At 59.4% G+C, this 19,717-nt stretch carries 16 protein-coding genes; 7 read left to right on the plus strand and 9 right to left on the minus strand.

Annotated elements, in window-relative coordinates; all coding sequences use genetic code 11:
* Positions 1-67 precede the first annotated feature (67 nt).
* Genes BUA38_RS09790 through BUA38_RS09800 form a run of 3 tightly spaced genes read left to right on the plus strand, consistent with a single transcriptional unit; the run spans position 68 to position 1,855 of the window.
* Positions 68-715 (plus strand): CoA transferase subunit A, encoded by a 648-nt coding sequence (locus tag BUA38_RS09790; RefSeq protein ID WP_072817745.1) that lies wholly within the window; start codon positions 68-70, stop codon positions 713-715.
* Positions 716-723: 8 nt separating this feature from the next.
* A complete protein-coding gene (locus BUA38_RS09795; protein WP_072817746.1) occupies positions 724-1,374 on the plus strand; it encodes a 3-oxoacid CoA-transferase subunit B in 651 nt (216 codons plus the stop codon).
* Between the two features lie 22 nt (positions 1,375-1,396).
* Positions 1,397-1,855, plus strand: coding sequence for a MaoC family dehydratase (locus BUA38_RS09800; RefSeq protein WP_072817747.1), 459 nt, complete (start codon positions 1,397-1,399; stop codon positions 1,853-1,855).
* 6 nt (positions 1,856-1,861) lie between these two features.
* Here the strand turns inward: BUA38_RS09800 and fabI are convergent, their stop codons facing one another.
* From fabI to BUA38_RS09825, 5 genes are all read right to left on the minus strand, one after another.
* Complete coding sequence (fabI, locus tag BUA38_RS09805; protein ID WP_072817748.1) at positions 1,862-2,653, minus strand: enoyl-ACP reductase FabI; 792 nt, start codon at positions 2,651-2,653, stop codon at positions 1,862-1,864.
* Positions 2,650-3,861 carry an acetate/propionate family kinase gene (locus BUA38_RS09810; protein WP_072825992.1) on the minus strand — a complete coding sequence of 404 codons (1,212 nt, stop codon included), beginning with the start codon at positions 3,859-3,861 and terminating at the stop codon, positions 2,650-2,652. Before BUA38_RS09810 ends, fabI begins: the two co-directional genes overlap by 4 nt.
* Positions 3,862-3,866: 5 nt before the next feature.
* Positions 3,867-4,832 carry a phosphate acetyltransferase gene (locus BUA38_RS09815; RefSeq protein ID WP_072817749.1) on the minus strand — a complete coding sequence of 322 codons (966 nt, stop codon included), beginning with the start codon at positions 4,830-4,832 and terminating at the stop codon, positions 3,867-3,869.
* 28 nt (positions 4,833-4,860) lie between these two features.
* Positions 4,861-7,074, minus strand: coding sequence for a DUF3141 domain-containing protein (locus BUA38_RS09820; RefSeq protein ID WP_072817750.1), 2,214 nt, complete (start codon positions 7,072-7,074; stop codon positions 4,861-4,863).
* Between the two features lie 85 nt (positions 7,075-7,159).
* A complete protein-coding gene (locus BUA38_RS09825) occupies positions 7,160-8,257 on the minus strand; it encodes an AI-2E family transporter (protein ID WP_338076351.1) in 1,098 nt (365 codons plus the stop codon).
* Between the two features lie 165 nt (positions 8,258-8,422).
* On the opposite strand from BUA38_RS09825, the gene BUA38_RS09830 reads away from it, so the two are divergent.
* A complete protein-coding gene (locus BUA38_RS09830; RefSeq protein WP_072817752.1) occupies positions 8,423-8,941 on the plus strand; it encodes a GNAT family N-acetyltransferase in 519 nt (172 codons plus the stop codon).
* A 6-nt stretch (positions 8,942-8,947) separates the two neighbouring features.
* Here BUA38_RS09830 and BUA38_RS09835 read toward each other — a convergent pair whose 3' ends face one another.
* Positions 8,948-9,289: a hypothetical protein gene (locus BUA38_RS09835; RefSeq protein ID WP_244553228.1), complete on the minus strand. Its 342-nt coding sequence runs from the start codon at positions 9,287-9,289 to the stop codon at positions 8,948-8,950.
* Positions 9,290-9,380: 91 nt separating this feature from the next.
* Entirely contained in the window at positions 9,381-11,072 is a 1,692-nt protein-coding gene (gene aspT, locus BUA38_RS09840; RefSeq protein WP_072817753.1) for an aspartate-alanine antiporter, read from the minus strand.
* A gap of 352 nt (positions 11,073-11,424) precedes the next feature.
* Here aspT and aspD point away from each other — a divergent pair, with 352 nt between their 5' ends.
* Together aspD and BUA38_RS09850 are read left to right on the plus strand one after the other, a co-directional pair.
* Complete coding sequence (gene aspD / locus BUA38_RS09845) at positions 11,425-13,056, plus strand: aspartate 4-decarboxylase (RefSeq protein ID WP_072817754.1); 1,632 nt, start codon at positions 11,425-11,427, stop codon at positions 13,054-13,056.
* 118 nt (positions 13,057-13,174) lie between these two features.
* The gene (locus BUA38_RS09850) at positions 13,175-13,783 is read left to right on the plus strand and encodes an HdeD family acid-resistance protein (protein ID WP_072825994.1); all 609 of its coding nucleotides are present in this window, start codon (positions 13,175-13,177) and stop codon (positions 13,781-13,783) included.
* A 968-nt stretch (positions 13,784-14,751) separates the two neighbouring features.
* On the opposite strand, the gene BUA38_RS09855 is transcribed toward BUA38_RS09850, so the two are convergent.
* On the minus strand, positions 14,752-17,196 hold the full coding sequence (locus BUA38_RS09855; protein ID WP_072817755.1) for an ATP-binding protein: 2,445 nt from the start codon (positions 17,194-17,196) through the stop codon (positions 14,752-14,754).
* A 544-nt stretch (positions 17,197-17,740) separates the two neighbouring features.
* Between BUA38_RS09855 and BUA38_RS09860 the strand changes: the two genes are divergently transcribed.
* A complete protein-coding gene (locus tag BUA38_RS09860) occupies positions 17,741-18,874 on the plus strand; it encodes an ABC transporter substrate-binding protein (protein ID WP_338076352.1) in 1,134 nt (377 codons plus the stop codon).
* A 284-nt stretch (positions 18,875-19,158) separates the two neighbouring features.
* Here BUA38_RS09860 and BUA38_RS09865 read toward each other — a convergent pair whose 3' ends face one another.
* A complete protein-coding gene (locus BUA38_RS09865; protein ID WP_072817757.1) occupies positions 19,159-19,626 on the minus strand; it encodes a hypothetical protein in 468 nt (155 codons plus the stop codon).
* Between the last annotated feature and the right edge of the window lie 91 nt (positions 19,627-19,717).

Genomic DNA, 19,717 nt, shown 5'->3' on the forward strand with positions numbered 1-19,717 from the left:
TCCGGCGCTTCCACCACCTCACGGTGTTCGCGATAGGAGAATCACAGGCAGATACGGAGCCGTCCCGATGAAGGCCGTTTCAGCAAAAGAAGCCATTGCGATGATTCCGAACGGCGCGACTATCATGATCGGCGGCTTCATGGGCGTGGGCACGCCGGAACGGCTGCTTGACGAGTTAGTACGACAGCAGAAAAGGGAGCTCGTCCTCATCGCCAATGATGCCGCCATTCCCGGCCGCGGCATCGGAAAGCTGTTCGATGCATCCTTGGTCGCGACCATCACCGCAAGCCATATCGGCCTGAATCCGAAGGTGCAGGCGCAGATGATGGAGAAGAGGATTGCAGTCAATCTCGTGCCGCAAGGGACGCTGGTGGAGCGGATCCGGGCTGGTGGCAGTGGACTCGGCGGCGTGCTGACGCCGACCGGCACTGGGACGATTGTTGAAGAAGGCAAGCAGAAGATCGAGGTCGAAGGCAGGCAATTCCTGCTCGAGACGGCGCTGCGCTCGCAATTCGCTCTGGTGCATGCCTTTCTCGCCGACTACCTCGGCAACCTCTCCTACGCGCTCACCGCGCGCAACTTCAATCCGGTCATGGCGATGGCGGCCGATACCGTCATCGTCACCGCCGAACATATCGTTCCGGTCGGAGTGATCTCCCCAGATCACGTGATGACGCCCGCGCCGCTGGTCGATTACCTGATTACCAACGTATGAGTGAAGCCATGGACCCACAAGCAATTATCGCGAAACGCGTGGCGCTCGAGCTCCGCCCGGGAAACCTGATCAATCTCGGCATCGGCATTCCGACCCTGGTCGCGAACTATGTACCGCCGGGACTCAACGTATTCTTTCAGTCGGAGAACGGTTTGATCGGCACCGGGCCGATTCCCGAGCAAGGCATGGCGCATCCATTACTCACCGATGCCGGCGGCCGACCGATCAGTGCACTTCCAGGCGCATCGACCTTCGACAGCGTGATGTCATTCGCCCTGATCCGCGGCGGCCATGTCGATATTACGGTACTCGGCGGGCTGCAAGTCGACGCCAAGGGACATCTCGCCAACTGGATGATTCCCGGCAAGATGGTCCCAGGTATGGGCGGCGCGATGGACCTCGTGAGCGGCGCCAAGCGCGTCATCGTCGCCATGCAGCACGCAGCAAAGGGCAAGTCGAAAATCGTCGAAAAGTGCTGGCTGCCGTTAACGTCGATGCGGCCGGTCGATCTAGTCGTCACCGACATGGCGGTGATAGGCTTTCAGGGCGGTCGGATTACGCTGATCGAAACCGCGCCCGGCGTCAGCGTCGCGGAGGTAATCGCGGTGACGGAAGCCGACTTCGCTATCCCCGACAAGGTTCCGGAAATGAAAATCTGACGTCGGTACGAAGGGCACGAACATGCGCGTATTCAGCGGGTTTGACGAGATAAAATCGGCCGTCGGCACCGAAATCGGCGTCAGCGATTGGATCGAGATCACCCGCGACCGCATCAATAAGTTTGCGGAAGCCACCTGCGATGAGCAGTGGATCCATGTCGACCAGGAACGCGCGAAACAGGAACTGCCGGGCGGCAAGAACATTGCACACGGGCTTCTCTCGCTCAGCCTGGCGCCAATGTTCATTCGATCGGTCATGGGTCTCAAGAGATTGAAAGGCACGCTGAACTATGGTGCGGACCGCGTACGCTATCTCGCTCCCGTTCCCGCCGGCTCCCGGCTGCGGGGACGCATCACAATCGCCGAAGCAGAGGACGTGCCGCCCGACAGGTTGCGCGTCAGCTATCACCTCGAGATCGAGATCGAAGGCGGCAAGCGCCCCGCCTGTGTCGCCGACCTGATCGCGCTGCATCTGCGCTGAACGTCTTCAGTCGATGATGTGGTAACCGCCGTCGATATACATGACGCTGCCGGTGATGAGCTTGGCACCCTCCAGGGCCAGAAACGCTGTCGCAGCACCGACATCGTCGATGCTCACCAAGCTGCGCGTCGGCGCCTTCGACTGTGCTTTGTCCATCAGCTCGTCAAATTCGGGAATCCCGGACGCCGCACGCGTGGCGAGCGGCCCCGGCGAGATCGCGTGAACGCGGATGCCCTTCGGTCCGACTTCGGCAGCGATATAGCGGACGGCGGCTTCCAGCGCCGCCTTGGCGACACCCATGACATTATAATTCTGCACGACCATCTGGCTGCCATAGTAGGTCATGGTAAACATTGTGCCGCCGCGTTTCATCAACGGCTCGGCCAGATGCGCCATGCGCATGAACGACCAGCACGATACATCCATCGTTTTCTGGAACCCATCACGCGGGACGTCAATGACACGGCCGTGCAGCGCCTCCTTTGGCGAAAAGGCAATCGAATGCAGCAGGAAGTCGAGCTGACCCCACTCCTTCTTGATGTGTTCGAAAACCTGCTCCATTTGTCCGTCAACATTGACATCGAGCGGCAAGAAGATCGGCGCCTCAAGCGCTTTAGCAAGCGGTTCTACGTGTTTCTTCGCGCGCTCATTCAGGTATGTCACCGCGAGATCCGCCCCTAGCGCACGGAACGCCTTGGCGCAGCCCCATGCAATCGACTGGTCGTTGGCGATGCCTACGATCAGGCCCTTGCGTCCCTTGAGCGCAACTTTCGTCTCGGGGAATACCGGAATATTCATGACGCTCTACCTCTGGCCGGGTGGGATGGGCGCTGACTCCACAAAAGCGACAGGGTGTGCTGCGCAATCATCAACTCTTCGTCGGTCGGCACGACATAGACCGGCGTGGTGTCGGGACGCGATATCCGCAATGAATGGCGGTGATTTTCCGACGGATCGAGCGCAACGCCGAGCCACCCGAGCCGATCGGCAATACGCGCGCGGATGCCGTCCGAATTCTCACCAATGCCAGCCGTGAAGACGAAGGCGTCGACTCCCTGCAAGGCGGCGGCGAGCATTCCGGCGCTGAGCGCGACGCGATAAGCGAAATACTCAACGGCGAAGGCCGCCTCGGGCTCTTTGCTCGTCTGCAGCTCGCGCATGTCATTGCTGATGCCCGAAAGCCCCTTTAATCCGCAATCGCGATAAAGAAAATTCTGCAGTTCGGCCGGTGCCATGCCCTTGACCGAGATAAGATAGAGGAGCACGCCAGGATCGATCTGCCCGGGCCGCGTGCCCATCGGAAGTCCGTCGAGGGCCGTAAAGCCCATGGTGCTTTCAATGCTGCGCCCGCCGAGCAACGCGCACATCGATGCGCCGCTGCCGAGATGGGCGACGATGACCCGGCCGGTCGCGATGTCCGGCGCGACTTTGGGCAGCGTCGTGGCGATGTATTCGTACGATAGCCCATGAAAGCCATAGCGGCGCACGCCATCCTCATGTAGCTGGCACGGGATCGCGTAAAAATCGGCTATATCATCATGGTGGCGATGAAATGCGGTGTCGAAGCAGGCAACCTGAGGAAGGCTCGGAAACTTTTCAAGCAGCGCACGGATCGGCGCCAGATTGTGCGGCTGATGCAGCGGCGCCAGTGCCGCATAGCGCTCAAGCCGTCCAACGACGCTGTGATCGATCAGCACCGGCCGATCGTAATCAGGACCGCCATGCACGACCCGGTGTCCGACCGCCAGTGGCGTGATCCGTTGTTCGTCCCGCAACCAGTCGGCCGCCACCTGTAGCGCGGCCGGAACGTCCCCGACCGACTCGATCGGATAGACTCGTTCGGCCAGCTTCTCTCCAGAACTGCCGGTTGCGCGCAAGTGCGGCCGGCTGCCAATGCCGTCCACCTGTCCCTTGATCCGTCGCCGCAACCGGCCATCACCATCGACCGCAAAGACCTGGAACTTCACACTTGAAGAGCCCGCATTGACGATCAGGATGGTGTCCATGGTGGTCATGCAGATACCGCCGCTGCCCGGCGCCGCGCGTCGGCATAGAGGGCCGCGACCGCGCAGGAAGCAACACGGGCCCGGAGCGAGTCCGCGCGCGACGTCAGCACGATCGGCACACGCGCGCCCAGCACGATACCGGCGCCGTCCGCCTTGGCAAAATAAGCAAGATTTTTGGCAAGCATGTTGCCGCTCTCGAGGTCGGGCACAACGAGGATCTGTGCACGGCCCGCAACCTCCGACTTGATGCCTTTGATCCTGGCTGCTTCGACGTCCACGGCGTTGTCGAAGGCAAGCGGCCCATCCAGAAGTCCACCCGTGATCTGACCGCGATCCGCCATCTTGCAAAGCGCCGCAGCCTCGATCGTCGAAGGAATTTTTGCCGTGACCGTTTCTACGGCGGACAGGATCGCAACCTTGGGCAACGTGCCGAAGCCGGCTTGCGTGAACAGATCGACCGCGTTTTGGATGATGTCGCGCTTGCAATCAAGGTCGGGAAAAATGTTGATCGCGGCGTCGGTGACGAAGATTGTATCTGCGTAGGCCGGGACATCCATCACGAATACATGGCTGATGCGACGCTCCGTGCGCAATCCGGTCTTGGCGGTCACGCTGCGCATCAACTCGTCGGTGTGCAGGCTGCCCTTCATCAGCATTTCGCCCTTGGCTTCGTGAATCAGTTCGACGGCCCTGGCGGCGGCCGCCTCGCTATGAGGCGCATCGACTATTTCGTAGCTACCGATGTCGAAGCCATGTTTGGCCGCGACATCCCTGATTTTCGCGGCTGGTCCGACCAGTGTCGGTTTGATCAGACCTGCGCCCTCGGCTTCAACCACGCCACGCAATGAACTCTCGTCGCAGGGGTGCACGACGATGGTGGTTGCCGGCGGTATGGCCTTTGCCGCGGCGATCAGGCGGTCATACTTGCTGTGAAGTCTTCCCTCGGTCACGCTAGCTGCTTGCACACTCATCGTTTAACTCCTTGACCTCGAGAGAGGGTCATGACGCCTTGGCTCGCGGACTGAACGACATCCCGCCCGCCTGCGGGTCTCCTTCGCTCATTCCAAACAGCTGCGTAACGCGTTCGAGGCGGGTGGCGGTTTCACCGGAAATTTCGCCGACGACCGAGAGCACCTCACGGATCGCGGCAATGGCAGCGCGACGCAGTTCCATGTCATCCGGCAGCATTTTTGGAATCGCAGTCAGGCTTGCCTCCTGGTCGAGGATCAGCATGAAGAATTGTTCGCGCACCAGGGTCTTGAACTGCGAAAGTGTGAGGCGTGACGCTTCATCTTCCTTTCGCATCCGGCGTAACGCCTCGAGGCTTCGCTCGTCGAACATGCCACGCGTCATGCCGACATAGAGCAATGCGCGAATCCAGCATTCCCTGAGACCGCCACTTCCAATTCCTGCCTTCAGTTCGGCAATGCGCGCGTCGAGAAGCTTGCGATGCTCGGCGGACATTTCGGGTACTGGCGACGGGTCGGCATTCGGATCGATACCGACCGCAGCCTGCAGCGCGGGCGAGCCATATATCGAAAGGAAGAGCGACTCGCTCATGGCCTCCTGGGTATCCCGCCACTTGTCGAGGACATTAACGATGGTTTCGGAGACGATCTGCTGGGCCTTGAGGAACGGATTGTCCTTGGCGGCCGGCTTCCTGTGCTCACGGACGGCCTCAGCCTCCGTTGCCACCGCCTTCATCACGGGCGTGTCGCGGCCGAAGGCCTCATATCCCGCGCGCAACGGATGCAAATTGCGCATCCACTCTGCAGGATGCAATGCAGCGAGGGCGCGAACCCAGGGTTGGACAAAACTGCGGTAGTTGGAAAGATTGATTTCCGACACGCGCTTGGCGGTGGCGAACCGTCGCTCGTCGTCGAGCGAATTACCTCCCATTGCGCGGAGATCGTCGAGCGTACGCTGCTCGCAGCGCATGATCCAGTTGCCGCCGACCAGATCGGCATGAGCGTTGTCCGCTGACTTTGCTGTGAAGGTCGCCTCATAGAGGCCAGGCGGCAGTACATCGATCAGGTCGATATTGCTGGAAAACTCGGCGTGCTCCTTCTTCGCGACGCCTCCGGATACGAAGATGCCGAGATGTCCGACGGTTTCATGAACCGTATAGACGATCATCTGGCCATAATACCTGATCTCGTCGACGTTGCGATAGAGTTGGAGGATCCAGCCCAGAGCCTGCTGCGGGGGCGTGATGTTGTCGCCCTTGGAGCAGAACACCAAGATTGGCGAGCGGATCTTGCGGAGATCGACAACTTCTCCGTCGGAGGTCTTGATGCGGCCGGCGGCAAGATTATTGCCGACGAACAATTCGTCGACAATGAATTGAATCTCTTCGGCGTTCAGATTGACATGCCCGCCCCACCAGCGCTCGAATTCGAGATAGCGCTCGGCCTCGGTATCCACTTTGGAATATACATTGTATTGCTTGCTCCAGAGCGTATTCGACGGGTTCATGTTCTCGAAATTCTGCACAAGCCAGGCGCCGTCGAACTTGCCGCCGCCGAGATCACTGGTCAGCGCCGTCAGCCAGCTTCCGCCCAAGAGCCCGCCGGAATAACGCATCGGATTCTTGCCGCGAACGCCGGCCCAGTAGGACAACGGCGCGCCGGCAATGATCATCGGACCGAACAATTCAGGCCGCAGCGATGCCAGGATCATCACGGCCCAGCCCGCCTGGCAGTTCCCAATCACACAAGGTTTTCCGTCGGCGTCCGGATGCAATGCAATGACTTTTTCGATGAAGGTACCTTCAGCCCGCGCGACGTCCCCGATGGTCTGTCCAGGCACCGGTTCCGGCGTGAAGCCGATGAAGTAACAGGGATGGCCGGCTTTCATCGCGACGCCGATTTCGCTGTCCGCCTTGAAACCGCCGATTCCCGGACCATGTCCAGCGCGCGGATCTACGACAACGAAGGGACGACGAGTAAGATCAATCTCTACGCCGCTCGGCGGCTTGACGCGTACCAGTCCATAATTCACCGGCCGTTCGAGATTTCTGCCGTCGGCGATCAGTTCGATCTCATAGTCGAGAACATGCGGGACGGTTTCGGTCAGGTGGTCGCGGTACTGCTCGCCACGCCGGCGCATGACATCCATGAACAGGATGCTGCGTTGTCTGGTGTCCACCAGATATTCCAGGGCAGATGCAAACAAGCCGGGCATCGCGTTGTCAGGAATTGACGACTTTTCCATCATGACTTTTCATCCTCACGCCTGCTCACCCTCAAACCTGACCACTGGACGATGATCGCGCGCGGACGTGGACCCTTGATTTAGGTCAAGGCTTCACCTCGGCGTTCGCTTGACGCGGCATGACGACGTCGGCGGAATCGTCATGGCCCCAGGCCATCAGCAAGTCCCAGGCGACCGCCAGGATGATCGGACCGACAAACAAGCCGACGATTCCATGTGCGAGCGTCCCGCCCAAGACACCCACAAAGATCACGAGTACGGGCGTGGACAGGCCGCGTCCCATCAGAAGCGGCTTGAGGGCGTTGTCGGAGAAGCCAACCAGCACCAGATAGATCGTGATCAGGATTGCGGAACCCATATCCTTGGCCGTCCAGACCCAGATGATGACGGGCAGGAAAATGGGCGCTGATCCGATCTGCACGATACCGAGCACGAGCACCGCAAAAGCCAGCACACCGGCGTGGGGCACACCAGCGATTTTCAGCCCTATTCCGGCAAGCAGCGACTGGAGCACAGCAACCCCGATAACGCCCTGCGCCACCGTGCGGATCGTCGCACCGGCCAACGCCAAGAAATCAGCGCCCTGCCGCGGGACAATCCGGGTCAGCATGGTCCTGACTGAAGCTACGATCCGCGGTCCCGACGGGAGCAGGAAGCCTGCTATCACGACCGAAGCGAGGAATTTGAGCGTGCCAGTGCCAGCGCTGCCCGCGATCGCCAGGATCGTTCCCGCCATCGGTTTCAAATGCGGCGCCAGCTCGCGGATGGCGACCGCAAGATTCTCCGAGGCTTTTTTCCAGAGATCATGCAGTGGCACACCGACCAGCGGCCAATTACGGACGCCCTCGGGCGGTGAAGGAATCGCGATGTCTCCAGTCGTCAATTCATCTGAAATATTTCGCAACCCGTCGACCAGACCAATACCAAGCCAGGTCGCGGGCCCGAGAAACACCGTCAGCATCGCAATGGTCATGACGATGGCCGCTACCCTTGGCCGATGGCCGAGATGTGCAGACAGCCAATCAAATGCGGGATTCAGTGCCACAGCCAGCACCGCGGCCCATGCCAGAACCGGAATGAACGGACGCAAGAGGACGAATGACCAGTAGATGAGGAAGGCCAGCAGTCCGAGGCGAATAGCGGTCCGGATCACGTCGTCGCCGGATCCGTCCTGTTGCAACATTCTCGAATGTGTGTCGCCTGCGTCCATTGCTCTCGCTGGCCTCTCGGTCCGGGGCATCGAACCGTATTGGCAAGCCTGCTCTGCCGGGCTTGATCCAGATCAAGCAATGCAAAATGCCACGCGGCTCATCTCACCGACCGAAAGTCTTGCTTGGAGGTAGGCCCGATGACGCCCGCCAACTATACTGTTCGCGAGCAGCTGCGCGATGGCCGGCCGCTTCTGATCCGTGCGCTGGAGCCGAACGACGAAGGTGACATGCTCGCTGCAATCGACCGCACCAGCGCCGAGTCGCTGCAGCGCCGTTTCTTCGTCACCAAGCGCGGGTTTTCGGATAAAGAAAGAGCGTTCTTTATGAACACAGACTTCGTCAATCACGTCGCACTGGTTGCCGTGATCGACGAGGACAGCGGACCTGCGATCGTCGGCGGCGGTCGCTACGTCGTGACCGGACCTGGCGAGGCTGAGGTCGCCTTTGTCGTGGTCGACGCCTTTCAGGGGCAAGGCATCGGCGCGCTGCTCACCCGACATCTCACGGGACTGGCGCGGGCCGCAGGACTCAAGGAACTCGTTGCCGACGTGCTGCCGGAAAACATGGCTATGCGCAAAGTACTCGGCAAATTCGGCTTCCGGACCGCGCGTAGCCTGGACCCGCAGGTGGTCCATCTGACGCTGCCTCTCGTCTGAATGGAACTAGTGTCGTCCAAGCAATGAGCGGCGATAGAGGTCCCGCCGCGCTTCCTTAAGGCACACAAAACTGCCGTGATGGCCGCTTCCATAAAGCTTCTGGCCGCTCAAATAATATTTGCGCTTCTTGAAATCGAGCCAAACGACCGTATCCGCGAGACAATGCAGTCGCGCCTGATCTTCGTATCGAAACAGGGTCATCGCTCGTGCGTCGGTCGACGACAGCACGACCATGAAGGCGACCGCAACGCCTAGCGGCCGGATCGCTTCACGGCTTGAATATGCCGCCGGATGGTGCCGCCCCTCAGCCTGGCTGAGGCTGAAGGTCCCGATCTTCAAAATTCCCATACCGTAGCCTCGACGATCATAAGGAGCATCGCGAGCTCCGGATAGTGGACGAGAAACTGCTCCATCGAGGTCAACATTGAGGGAGCTGCAGTTATGTCATCAGCATGACCAGCACCATTCCCCATATGGTCAACAGCGTATTCCCAACCGCGTAAGTAACGGTATAGCCGAGCCCTGGGATCTGGCTCTTGGCACGGTCGTTGATCATGCCAAGGGAAGCGGTCGTGGTCCGCGCGCCGGAACAGCATCCGAGCACGATCGCGTCATGGAAGCGGAACACGTATTTTCCGACATACATAGCCAAGATCAGCGGTACCGTCGTCACTGCAACGCCCCAGAGGAACAGGCTGAATCCCAGTTTCTGGAGCCCTGCGACAAATCCCGGTCCGGAGGCAATGCCGACCACCGCGATGAACATGTTCAGACCGACCGAGTTCATAAACCACACGGTGGACGACGGAATTCGTCCAAAGGTCGGATGCACCGAACGCAGCCAACCGAAGAATAGCCCCGATATCAGCGCGCCGCCGGAAGTGGATAACGTGAGCGGCACGCTGCCGACCTTGTAGACCAGAGCGCCGACCAGGGCGCCGATGGCGATGGCTGCACCGATGAAGGCGACGTCGGCAACATCGGTCGCGCGGTCCGGGCGGCCCAGCATTTTCGTCGCGGCTGCTGTATCCGGCGTGCGTCCGACAAGGGTGACGATGTCACCACGGTTCAGTTTGGTCCCCGGCAGGATCGGAATGTCGGTGGCGATTGCTCCCCGAGTAATCTTACGCAGGAAGATACCGCGCGCCGACGGTGTTTTTGCCAATTCTTCCAGCGTCTTTCCGTCAACCTCCTTGCTGGTCACATAGACATCGACACCTTCGATCGGCACCGCCAACAGCTCACGATCGTCGACCTCTTCAGCCTGCTCGCCGATCAGTCTCACGAGCACGTCGCGCCGGCCCGCGACCGCCACGATATCGCCCGCATGGATCACTGTATCCGCCAGCGCCTCCTTGATCACGCCGTCCTGGCGAAGCCGCTGAATGAACACCCGCTGATCTGGAATCAGCGCCTCCGCCTCCTGTACCGTCTTGCCGACAGCCGGTCCTCTCTCACGGACACGGTAAGCCCGCAATTCGAACTGGTGCCAGGCTGTGCCGGGGCCACCCGTTTGCTTCTTGCCTCCGTGCTCCTCCTCGTAGCGCTTGCATGCGGCTTCCAGGTCGATCCCGAGCAACGCCGGGCCGAGTAACGCAAGGACGATAGCGGACCCGACCGTGCCAAAGATGTAGGTGACGGCATATGCGACCGGCATCGCGTCGAGCAGTTTCTTGCTTTCATCTGCCGGCAGACCGAGGCGATTGATGGCGTCTGTCGCAAGGCCCATCGATGCCGAGATCGTTTGCGATCCAGCATAGAGCCCGGTCGCCGAGCCGACGTCGTAACCGGCTATCTTCGCACCAAAGTAGGCGGCGCCGAGGCAGAACACGCAAACCACGGCCGCAAATATCGCCTGTGGAACACCATCCTGCGCGATACCGCGCACGAACTGCGGCCCCACTCCGTAGCCGATCGCGAACAGGAACATCAGGAAGAAGACCGGCTTGAGCGGACCAGAGATCGTGATCCCGATCTGGCCGATGATCACAGCGGCTATTAGCGTCGCGGTGACAGCACCAAGGCCAAGGCCTTTATAAGTGAACGAACCGAAATAATAGCCCAAGCCCAGGGAAAGGAAGATCGCGATTTCCGGATAGGTGCGAAGCGTCTGGAAGAACCAATCGATCATGATTTCACCCGTTCTTGCTCTGCTAAAGCATCGACACACAGCGGACCGAAAAACCAGCGACGAAACCTGAGGCTGGATCGGTCGATATCAGGCAACGCTTCACCGGCTGCCTCTTGATCTATGTCAAGCGCTTTCCGCGCCCCGCAGCTTCAAATTTCTGATCCGACGAAAAAGGAAATCGCCGCGTTGCGCCCTGGGACAACGAGTGGCGGGCGATCCGCGATGGCTCGGAGTGGAAGTTGGAGTGCTTGAGATAGATCAAAGGGGCCGGCTGGCCCCCGTGACGGGATCAGAAGGCGAAGGAGCCCGGTCGAGCTCCAATCCAACAGATTGCACAACTCGGGAGCGTTAGATGGCCGATATCCTCACTTTGAAGAAATTCGAGGCGCTGAGCCCGTTCGAGATCAAAGACGAATTGATCAACCTGGCGAAGGCTACGTCCAAGAGGACGCAGAGCGCTTTCTTGAACGCTGGCCGCGGCAATCCAAACTGGATAGCCACAACACCGCGGGAAGGCTTTTTCCTTCTGGGGCAGTTCGCCATCACCGAGAGCAAGCGTGTGATGAACCATTCGGCGGGCGTAGGCGGCATGCCACAAGCCAACGGCATCGCCGGACGATTTGAGGCGTGGCTCACAGAGCACGCGAACATGCCCGGGGCGAGTTTCCTCTCAGCGATGCTCCCGTTTGCCGTTAAGAAATTCAGCTTCGAGCCCGATGCGTTTGTACACGAACTCGTCGATTCTATCATCGGCGACAACTATCCGGTGCCCGATCGCATGCTGGTGCACAACGAACGCATCGTGCATGAATATCTGATGTGGGCTATGTGCGGCCAGCCGCGGCCCGCCGGCAAGTTCGATATCTACGCGGTTGAGGGCGGTACGGCCGCGATGTGCTATATCTTCAAGTCCCTGAAGGCCAACCGGTTGCTATTGCCGGGCGACACCATCGCGCTGGGTACACCGATCTTCACGCCGTACATCGAGATGACGCACCTCGAGGACTACGACCTCAAGGTCGTCCAGATCAGGGCGCCGCAGGAAAACCGCTTTCAATTCGCCGATGAGGAAATCAAGAAGCTGGAGGATCCGAAGATCAAGGCGTTCTTCGTTGTCAATCCCGCCAATCCCTCGGGCATGGGGCTGAGCCCCGAAACGATCATCAAGCTGACCAACCTGGTCAAGACCAAGCGTCCCGACTTGATGCTGCTGACTGACGATGTCTATGGAACATTCGTGCATGGCTTCAGGTCGCTGCTCGGCGAACTCCCGCACAATACGATCGGCGTCTATTCCTATTCGAAGTATTTCGGCTGCACTGGATGGCGGCTTGGCACTATCGCAATTCATGAGGACAACATCTTCGACAAGATGATAGCCAAGCTGCCCGACGCCGCCGTGAAGGCGCTCGACAAACGTTACGGCCCCCTGACCCTGGAGCCGCGCAAGCTCAAGATCATTGATCGCATCGTCGCCGACAGTCGGGATGTAGCGCTCAATCACACCGCGGGCCTGTCGCTACCGCAGCAGGTGATGATGACGCTGTTCTCGCTTGTGGAAATGATGGACGATCAGAAGGCTTATCAAGCCGCGTGCATGGAAATCGTACATAAGCGTTTGGGGGCGTTGCTCGACGGCCTCGGCCTGGCCGATAAACTAAACCCGAATCCTAACTACGACGCCTATTACGGGCTGATTGATTTCGAGTTCTGGGCGCGAAAGAACATCGGCGATGCTGCGGTCGACCACCTGAAGAAACATGTCCATCCGCTGGACTTGGCGTTTCGGCTAGCCGAAGCCCACGGGATCGTGCTGCTGAACGGCGGCGGATTCGACGCCCCGGAATGGTCGCTCCGTGTTTCGTTGGCAAACCTGCCGGACGACGTCTACGACGACATCGGACGCGGCGTTCGAGCAATTGCACGAGGCTACCGAGATACATACGAGGCCTCACACGGGAACGGCGGAGCCAGCCGCCGATAGACCGCAAGGCCGCGCCTGATCTTGTGCGCCAGATTTAGAGACGGCTCGTTTGTCCGGCAATGCGGGCCGTCTCGTTGCTCTTGGCACGTCGGGCACAGTACTGGGCGGGAGGACAAGCATGCCGATCATATCGAACACCGTACTAAGACTTTCATCCAGTACAGACACAGCGCCATTGCGGGCCAAATGGCATTGGATAGTAGCCCTTGGCCTCATCTATCTCATCGCAGGATCTGTTGCACTGGGCAGCGTCGTATTGGCGACGGTCGCTAGTGTTTTTCTTGTTGGCATCATGATGATTGTGGCCGGCATTGCCGAGATCATCAACGCTTTCCAGCTCAAAGGCTGGAGCAAGTTCCTGATCTGGATCCTGCTCGGCGCCCTCTACGTCTTTGCAGGTTTTGCGACTTTTGAAAATCCGCTGCTTGCGGCTGCCGTGCTCACGCTGGTCCTGGGCATGGCCATGATCGCTTCCGGCCTGGTGCGGATATTCCTCGCCCTCAGTATGAAGCGCGAAAGCCCTTGGGTATGGCTCCTGCTGTCGAGCCTTGTGACCATGCTGCTCGGATTTTTGATCATCGCACACTGGCCAGTTAGTGGCGTTTACGCGCTCGGCATATTTCTGGGCGTCGACCTGATGATAGCGGGCGCGACGTGGGTCAGTCTCGGTCTTGCTCTGCGTCGCGGCAACGCCCGTCTGCCAGCGCGCGCTCGAACGGCGGGATGATTTGGTTTTCGAGATCGTCCCGCCGCCCTGGCGGTTGCGATGCTTGGTCATTGGCTTGGTGAACAAGCGCCTGCTGATCTGCCGATGGCTGCCGCGATAGGCAACGCAAACCGGCGCGTATCAGGGATGAGCCGCTTCGCAGACAAGGCTGCCTCGATCCTCTCCGTGATTTTTTCTTGATAGGTGCGGCATCGGGGTCGGGCTTGATCCAGATCAATACTGCTGGGAACCAGCCATGGTGCGGCTAGCATGCGGCACGTGCGATCAGGCCAGCGCGGCAGCTCTTGCAAGACGGCCTGCACTCCGACGAGGCGGCCCCTTGCGGTTCAACCCTCCATAAAGCAGGGTCGCCTCGTTGGATGAGCGTCACTTCTCCTCGGTACCGGTCGTGCGAAAGAGAAGCGATCCCGGCACGGGTGGGAACCGGGGTCGCTGGCTACGTCGCTACGTTCAATGTCGGGGGTCGACAAGCAAACGCACGCGTTATTCAACACGAACCTTGCCGGCTGGCGCAATTGTCCCAAGGTGCAATATGTGTCTAGCGTAGTCAGCCGCTGGCATCTGCAACCTGGTCTAAGAGCGGCGCCTTCAGCGGACACCTTGACGCAAATCAATTCAAGCAGCCGTGGGTTCAGCATTGGAGTTGAACCAGGCCACGGAGAACGCTCATGACGAAACTTGGTCTAGTTACTATTGCGTTCATTCTTTCATGCCTGCTCCCGCGGGATGGCGCAAACGCCGCAGACGGATGCGGTGCCGGCCTGTATCGGGACCAGCACGGCCGGTGTCATTTCTACCAAGCCGCAAGTCGTGAGAGACACACCTGTGAGGTCGGCTTCATCTGGCGCAACGGGCGTTGTCGGCAGAACGTTGGAAACGATCCCTTTGTCTCGACGTGGCCCAATGCTCCGCGCTGATGTCAGCCTGGCGATGCGAGGACTGCTCGTCGGATAAGGCAATCACTGTGGTTATCCGCGCTTCTCCTGGCCTCTTAAGGCTTCCAGAAGTTGGTCGGCCAAGAAGGGCTTGATCAAGACTGAGATACCTTGCGCCGAAATCAAGTCCACAGTTAGCGATCTGGTGTCGCCGGTCATCACAGTGGCCGGCACGTTCCGGCCAAGGGCGGCTCGCAGCTGCTTAATGGTCTCCATACCATCCGGTGAGCCACGAAGGTTGTAATCACACAGCAGCACATCCGGGTGGAGGCCCTCCTCTTTGACCAGAGTCAAAGCTTGCGTCGCCGTTGCAACAATGGTGGCCTCAACCCCTCTCAACTTCAACAGTCTCCCGAGCGCCGAGCGGACGGACGCCTCGTCCTCGATTACGAGAACGCTGCCCAGCAAGGCACCGTTATAAGGGCGCACCGGCGACGCGGTTTCCGGCACCTTGACACCGGATCCACCGCGCGGAACCTCAATGAAAAACCGCGTACCCTTCCCAACGGTTGAGCGAACCTCGACCCTGTGATCGAGGACTTCTCCGAGCCGCTTCACGATCGCAAGGCCCAACCCAAAGCCGCCCCGATCGGCGCCGCCGCCCCCCTGATAGTACTCATCGAATATGTGTGGGAGCTGATCTTCGGTGATACCGACGCCACTGTCCCAGACTTCGATGCGAACATTGTCGCCGGCCCGCCGGCATCCAAGCAGAATTCGTCCTCCGTCAGCGTACCGGACCGCATTCGACAACAGGTTCCGGATCATCTCCGCAAGCATACGCCTATCGCTGCGGACGATGAGTTCGGAACGGACGACGCGCAGTCGGAGCCCTCCTGCCTGCGCAGTGACGCCGACGTCTCCAACGAGCGGCTCGAAGATTTCGTTCAGCGAAAACTCGCTCACGGATGGACGCAGGTTTCCGGTTTCCAGGCTGTTCACGTCGAGCAGGCTCGATAGGATGCTGGTCATGGTGTCCAGCGACTGACCGATGCCTGCGACGAGCTTGCGTGCCTCGCCGCTTCGGTGGTGGTGCTCAAGCGCTGCCTGCAGAATTTTCAGAGTCTGCAATGGCTGTCGCAAGTCATGACTTGCGGCGGCCAGAAAGCTCGATTTGGTTCGATCGGCCAGTTCTGCTGTTTTCCGCGCGAGCGAAAGCTCCTCGTCAAGACGTTTGCGCTCGGTGACATCCGTGGTGAGCCCATTGATGCGCGCGGGCTTTCCGGCAGAATCGAACTGGGTGATCGCAATCTGTTCCAGCCAGACTTCACCCCCATCCGGCCGACAGTAGCGGAATGCGATCGAATGCGAAGGCCGGTCCGGACGAGCACCGTCGAAGTGGGATGCCGCACGCGGTTGGTCTTCAGGATGTATATGTTTCAGCCATTCAGTCCCGCGGAGAACCTGTTGCGAGTTGAGACCGAGGATCCCAGTTGCATTTTGGCTGAACCGTACTTCATCGGTAGACAACTCCCAATCGAAGGCCATAACGCCGCCCGCCCGCAGCGCCTCCTGCAATCGGGCCTCCCTCTCCAGAATCGCACTTTCATGCAGCCGCCGCTCGCTAAACAAGGCCGCAAGAACCAGGGCGCCCAGCGAGGTCGCCAGGATGGTAACCTGGGCCCCGAGCACGCGCTCCGCTACTGAGAGGTGCAAGTCCCCGAAAACGCCGATTGCGAAGATGGTCGTCCAGACAATCGTGATCGCAATGAAGAACGTGGCAACCGCGGTGAACGCTGAACGAAGGCGAGCCGCGATCCAGAGCAGAAGTGGGCAGAGCGCGCCGATCGCCAGCTCCGCGGTCCAGGGCTCATTGGGTAAGAAAACCAGCAACGCACTCAGAAGGGCCACTACAGCAAGCGCCACGACGCCTTCTACGATCTCGCGCCGCGGCGGGACGTTGCGCACCAACGATGCCAGCCCAATCGCAAGCGGCGCCGTCGTGATGATTCCGATCGCGTCAGACGAAAACCAGTGAAACCAGATCACCGGCGGTGACGCCGTTGACCCGTGAAACAGCGCAAAACCTATCGTACCGGCAATTCCGGAGAGGCTCGTTGCCGCAACAGTCACGCCGAATAATGCCAGCACCTTTCGCAGTTCGTTCAACTCGAAGGGAGAGCCGAAAAAGCGATGGATCAGGCCTGCGATGATGACGGCGTCAGCCGCGTTCGCGGCAGCAAAGAACAGAGAGCTCCAGATGTTGCGATCGCCCAGCAAATTGGCCGCAATCGTTGCAGCCACTACCCCGACCACGACGGGCCAGCGAGCCGCCGAACCAAGAGCGATCAAAATCCCCGAAGACACTCCCGCAGCGGGCCAGAACACGGCGACACCATCGGCTGGCTCCAGCAAGAAGAGGCTCAAACGTGCGGCGACAAAATAGGCCAGCGCTACTCCGACGGTCGAAATAACGTTTGCCCCGCTTGCGAGCGGGTGGCGACCCAAAACGACCGTTTGCTTTGCGGCAGTGCCCAACGTCTTCTCCGCTCGTCTGGGCCAAAATCCCTGACGCACGAGCCTTTTGCCGCGGGATCGCTGATGCGGCGGTTCTAGCGACTATAAGCTCTCATTTCCGCTCAAACCATGATGTTGCGGTGCATTGATCTTCTTGTGGTACTTTTCAGACGTGGCGGAGCTGACGATGTCCACCTTCGGCGCTATGTGGAAGTCTGACTGACTTATGGACCGTCAGGTCTGACCATGACCCGAACTGGACATTGAGCGGGACCAGCTTTTGACACCGTTTGTGTCCATTTTTCATTCATTGCCCGGTCGCAAAGTGCTAGGCTTTAACCACGTGGTCTTTCGGGCGCACATACGGCGGAGTGTGTTCCCCATGTTTTTCGGTGCTGCAGCGGTTGTGTATCACCCCGTCGCGCGCGAACCGGATCATTCCGTCGTCATGCGATGGGCTTTGTATTGAGTTAATCCGATGCAAACGTGGGTTCGAACTCTCGTTGCGATTGTCTTGGCGCTCGCTTCATTGAGCGCAGTCTCTGAGCGAGTGCGCGAACAAGGCGTGACCGAAACTGAGATTCGCATCGGCAATCTCATGCCTTACAGCGGGAATTTGCAGGTCTTCGGATCGATCGGAAAAGCCGAAGCAGCATATTTCGAGATGATCAACGAGCGCGGCGGGATTAATGGCCGACAGGTGCGCTTTATCTCATATGATGACAAATCCAGTCCGGTGACAGCCCTAGAGCTTACACGCCGTCTTGTCGAGGAAGACAACGTCTCGTTGGTATTCGGATCCTTCGGAACCCCGGGCAACTTTGCCGTTCGTCGATACTTGAATGAGAGGCAGGTCCCTCAACTCTTCATCGCCTCGGGAGACGATCATCTGAGCGATCCATCATTGTTTCCGTGGACAATGGGCTGGCAGCCCTCGTTTCGAGAAGAGGGGCGCATCTACGCCAACTACATACAGGCGTCCTACCCTGGAAAGAGGATTGTAGCTCTTTGGCAGAACGATCAAGTCGGTCGAGAAACTATAAGGGGGTTGGAAGACGGTCTTGGTAACCTCGCCAATATGATCAGGGTCGATATCGCGTACGACGTCGCAGATGAGCATCTGGACACGCACGTATCGATCTTGAAGCAATCAGGAGCCGAGGTTTTTGTATTTGCAGGCGCGCCCGCAAACGCGGCCAAGGTCATTCGAATAGCGGCGGGTTTCAATTGGCACCCCGTGTTCATTCTAAGCCACGTGGCGTCATCGATAGCGATGGCGCTAGAGCCGGCGGGCTTGGACAATGCTTCCGGCGTGATTACAGCCGCCTTCCTGAAGGATGCAAATGATCCGGCCTGGAAAGGTCAACAAGCCTCAAGGGACTGGCAGTCATTTGTTGACAGATATAATCGGGCCGGAGGCAAGGACGACGGCGCCGCTGTCTTCGGCTATGCGGCCGCCGAGACATTGGAGCAAGTGCTCAAGCAGTGCGGCAATGACCTATCTCGCGAGAACATCATGAAACAGGCAGCGGCCCTCAAAGACTACCAAGGCTCCATTTTGCTGCCTGGGATCAAAATCAATACTGGCCCATGGAATTTTCGGCCGATCAAGCACCTGCGACTAGTTCAATTCGACGGCCGCATGTGGCAACCAATCGGTGATGTCCTCGAAACGGCTTTCTCCAACGTCGACAGGTAACCGAGTCCGGCAAAACAATTGGCCTCGCTCTGTTTGGGCGATACCCAGCTTAAACCGGACGCCATGGCGTAGGTTGTCACGCCGTGTGGTTCAACACGGACAAGCGGATTGCGCAGGAGCTGTGTATCAAGGCAAGCGTGATCGCTAATCAACGCAGCAAGCTATGCGATGCCTTCAATTCGCTTCGCAAGCTAAACTCGTGGCCATGACCGACCGGCTACCTTTTGCTCGATCAAGCATATGGGACGGCTGCGCGTCTTTCACGCTCGCCGCCCACACGCCGCTCAATACTGATATTGGTTCGGGCACACATATTGCCCGTACGTATCGTAATAGCATCCGTTATTGTAGTTGTTGTTGTAGTAGCCGTAGGCTCCTGCCGCAGCGGCGGCTCCCACAGCGGCAGCACCGTAGCCCAAACCCGGGCGGTAATAGCCACCCCCGTAACCTGGGTAACCCGCGACCGGGCGGCCGGGGCGACCTGCTATCGGACGGCCGGGGCGTCCGGCGATTGGACGGCCTGCTATCGGATGCGAGGGGCGTGCCGCATAGCGACCGCCGCCACCATGAATCCTTCCAGCGCCGCCGTGGATGCGTCCGGCATGCATACCGCCACCACGGAAGCCGCCGCCGTGAAATCCGCCGCCTCCACCACGGCCGCCTCCACCACGACGCGCATAGGCATCATCAGGGATCAAGCTTGTGGTAAGTAGAACGACTGCTGCTAGCGCAGCGAGAATATAGCGTAGCATGACAGTAACCTCCTTGCAGAGCGCCCCGCATGGGAAATTTAGGATCTGCCAGCGCGGAAGGTTGATCTAGATCAATGGAACCCATCAGTCG

It is taken from the genome of Bradyrhizobium erythrophlei (assembly GCF_900142985.1).
Classification (GTDB): Bacteria; Pseudomonadota; Alphaproteobacteria; order Rhizobiales; family Xanthobacteraceae; genus Bradyrhizobium; species Bradyrhizobium erythrophlei_B.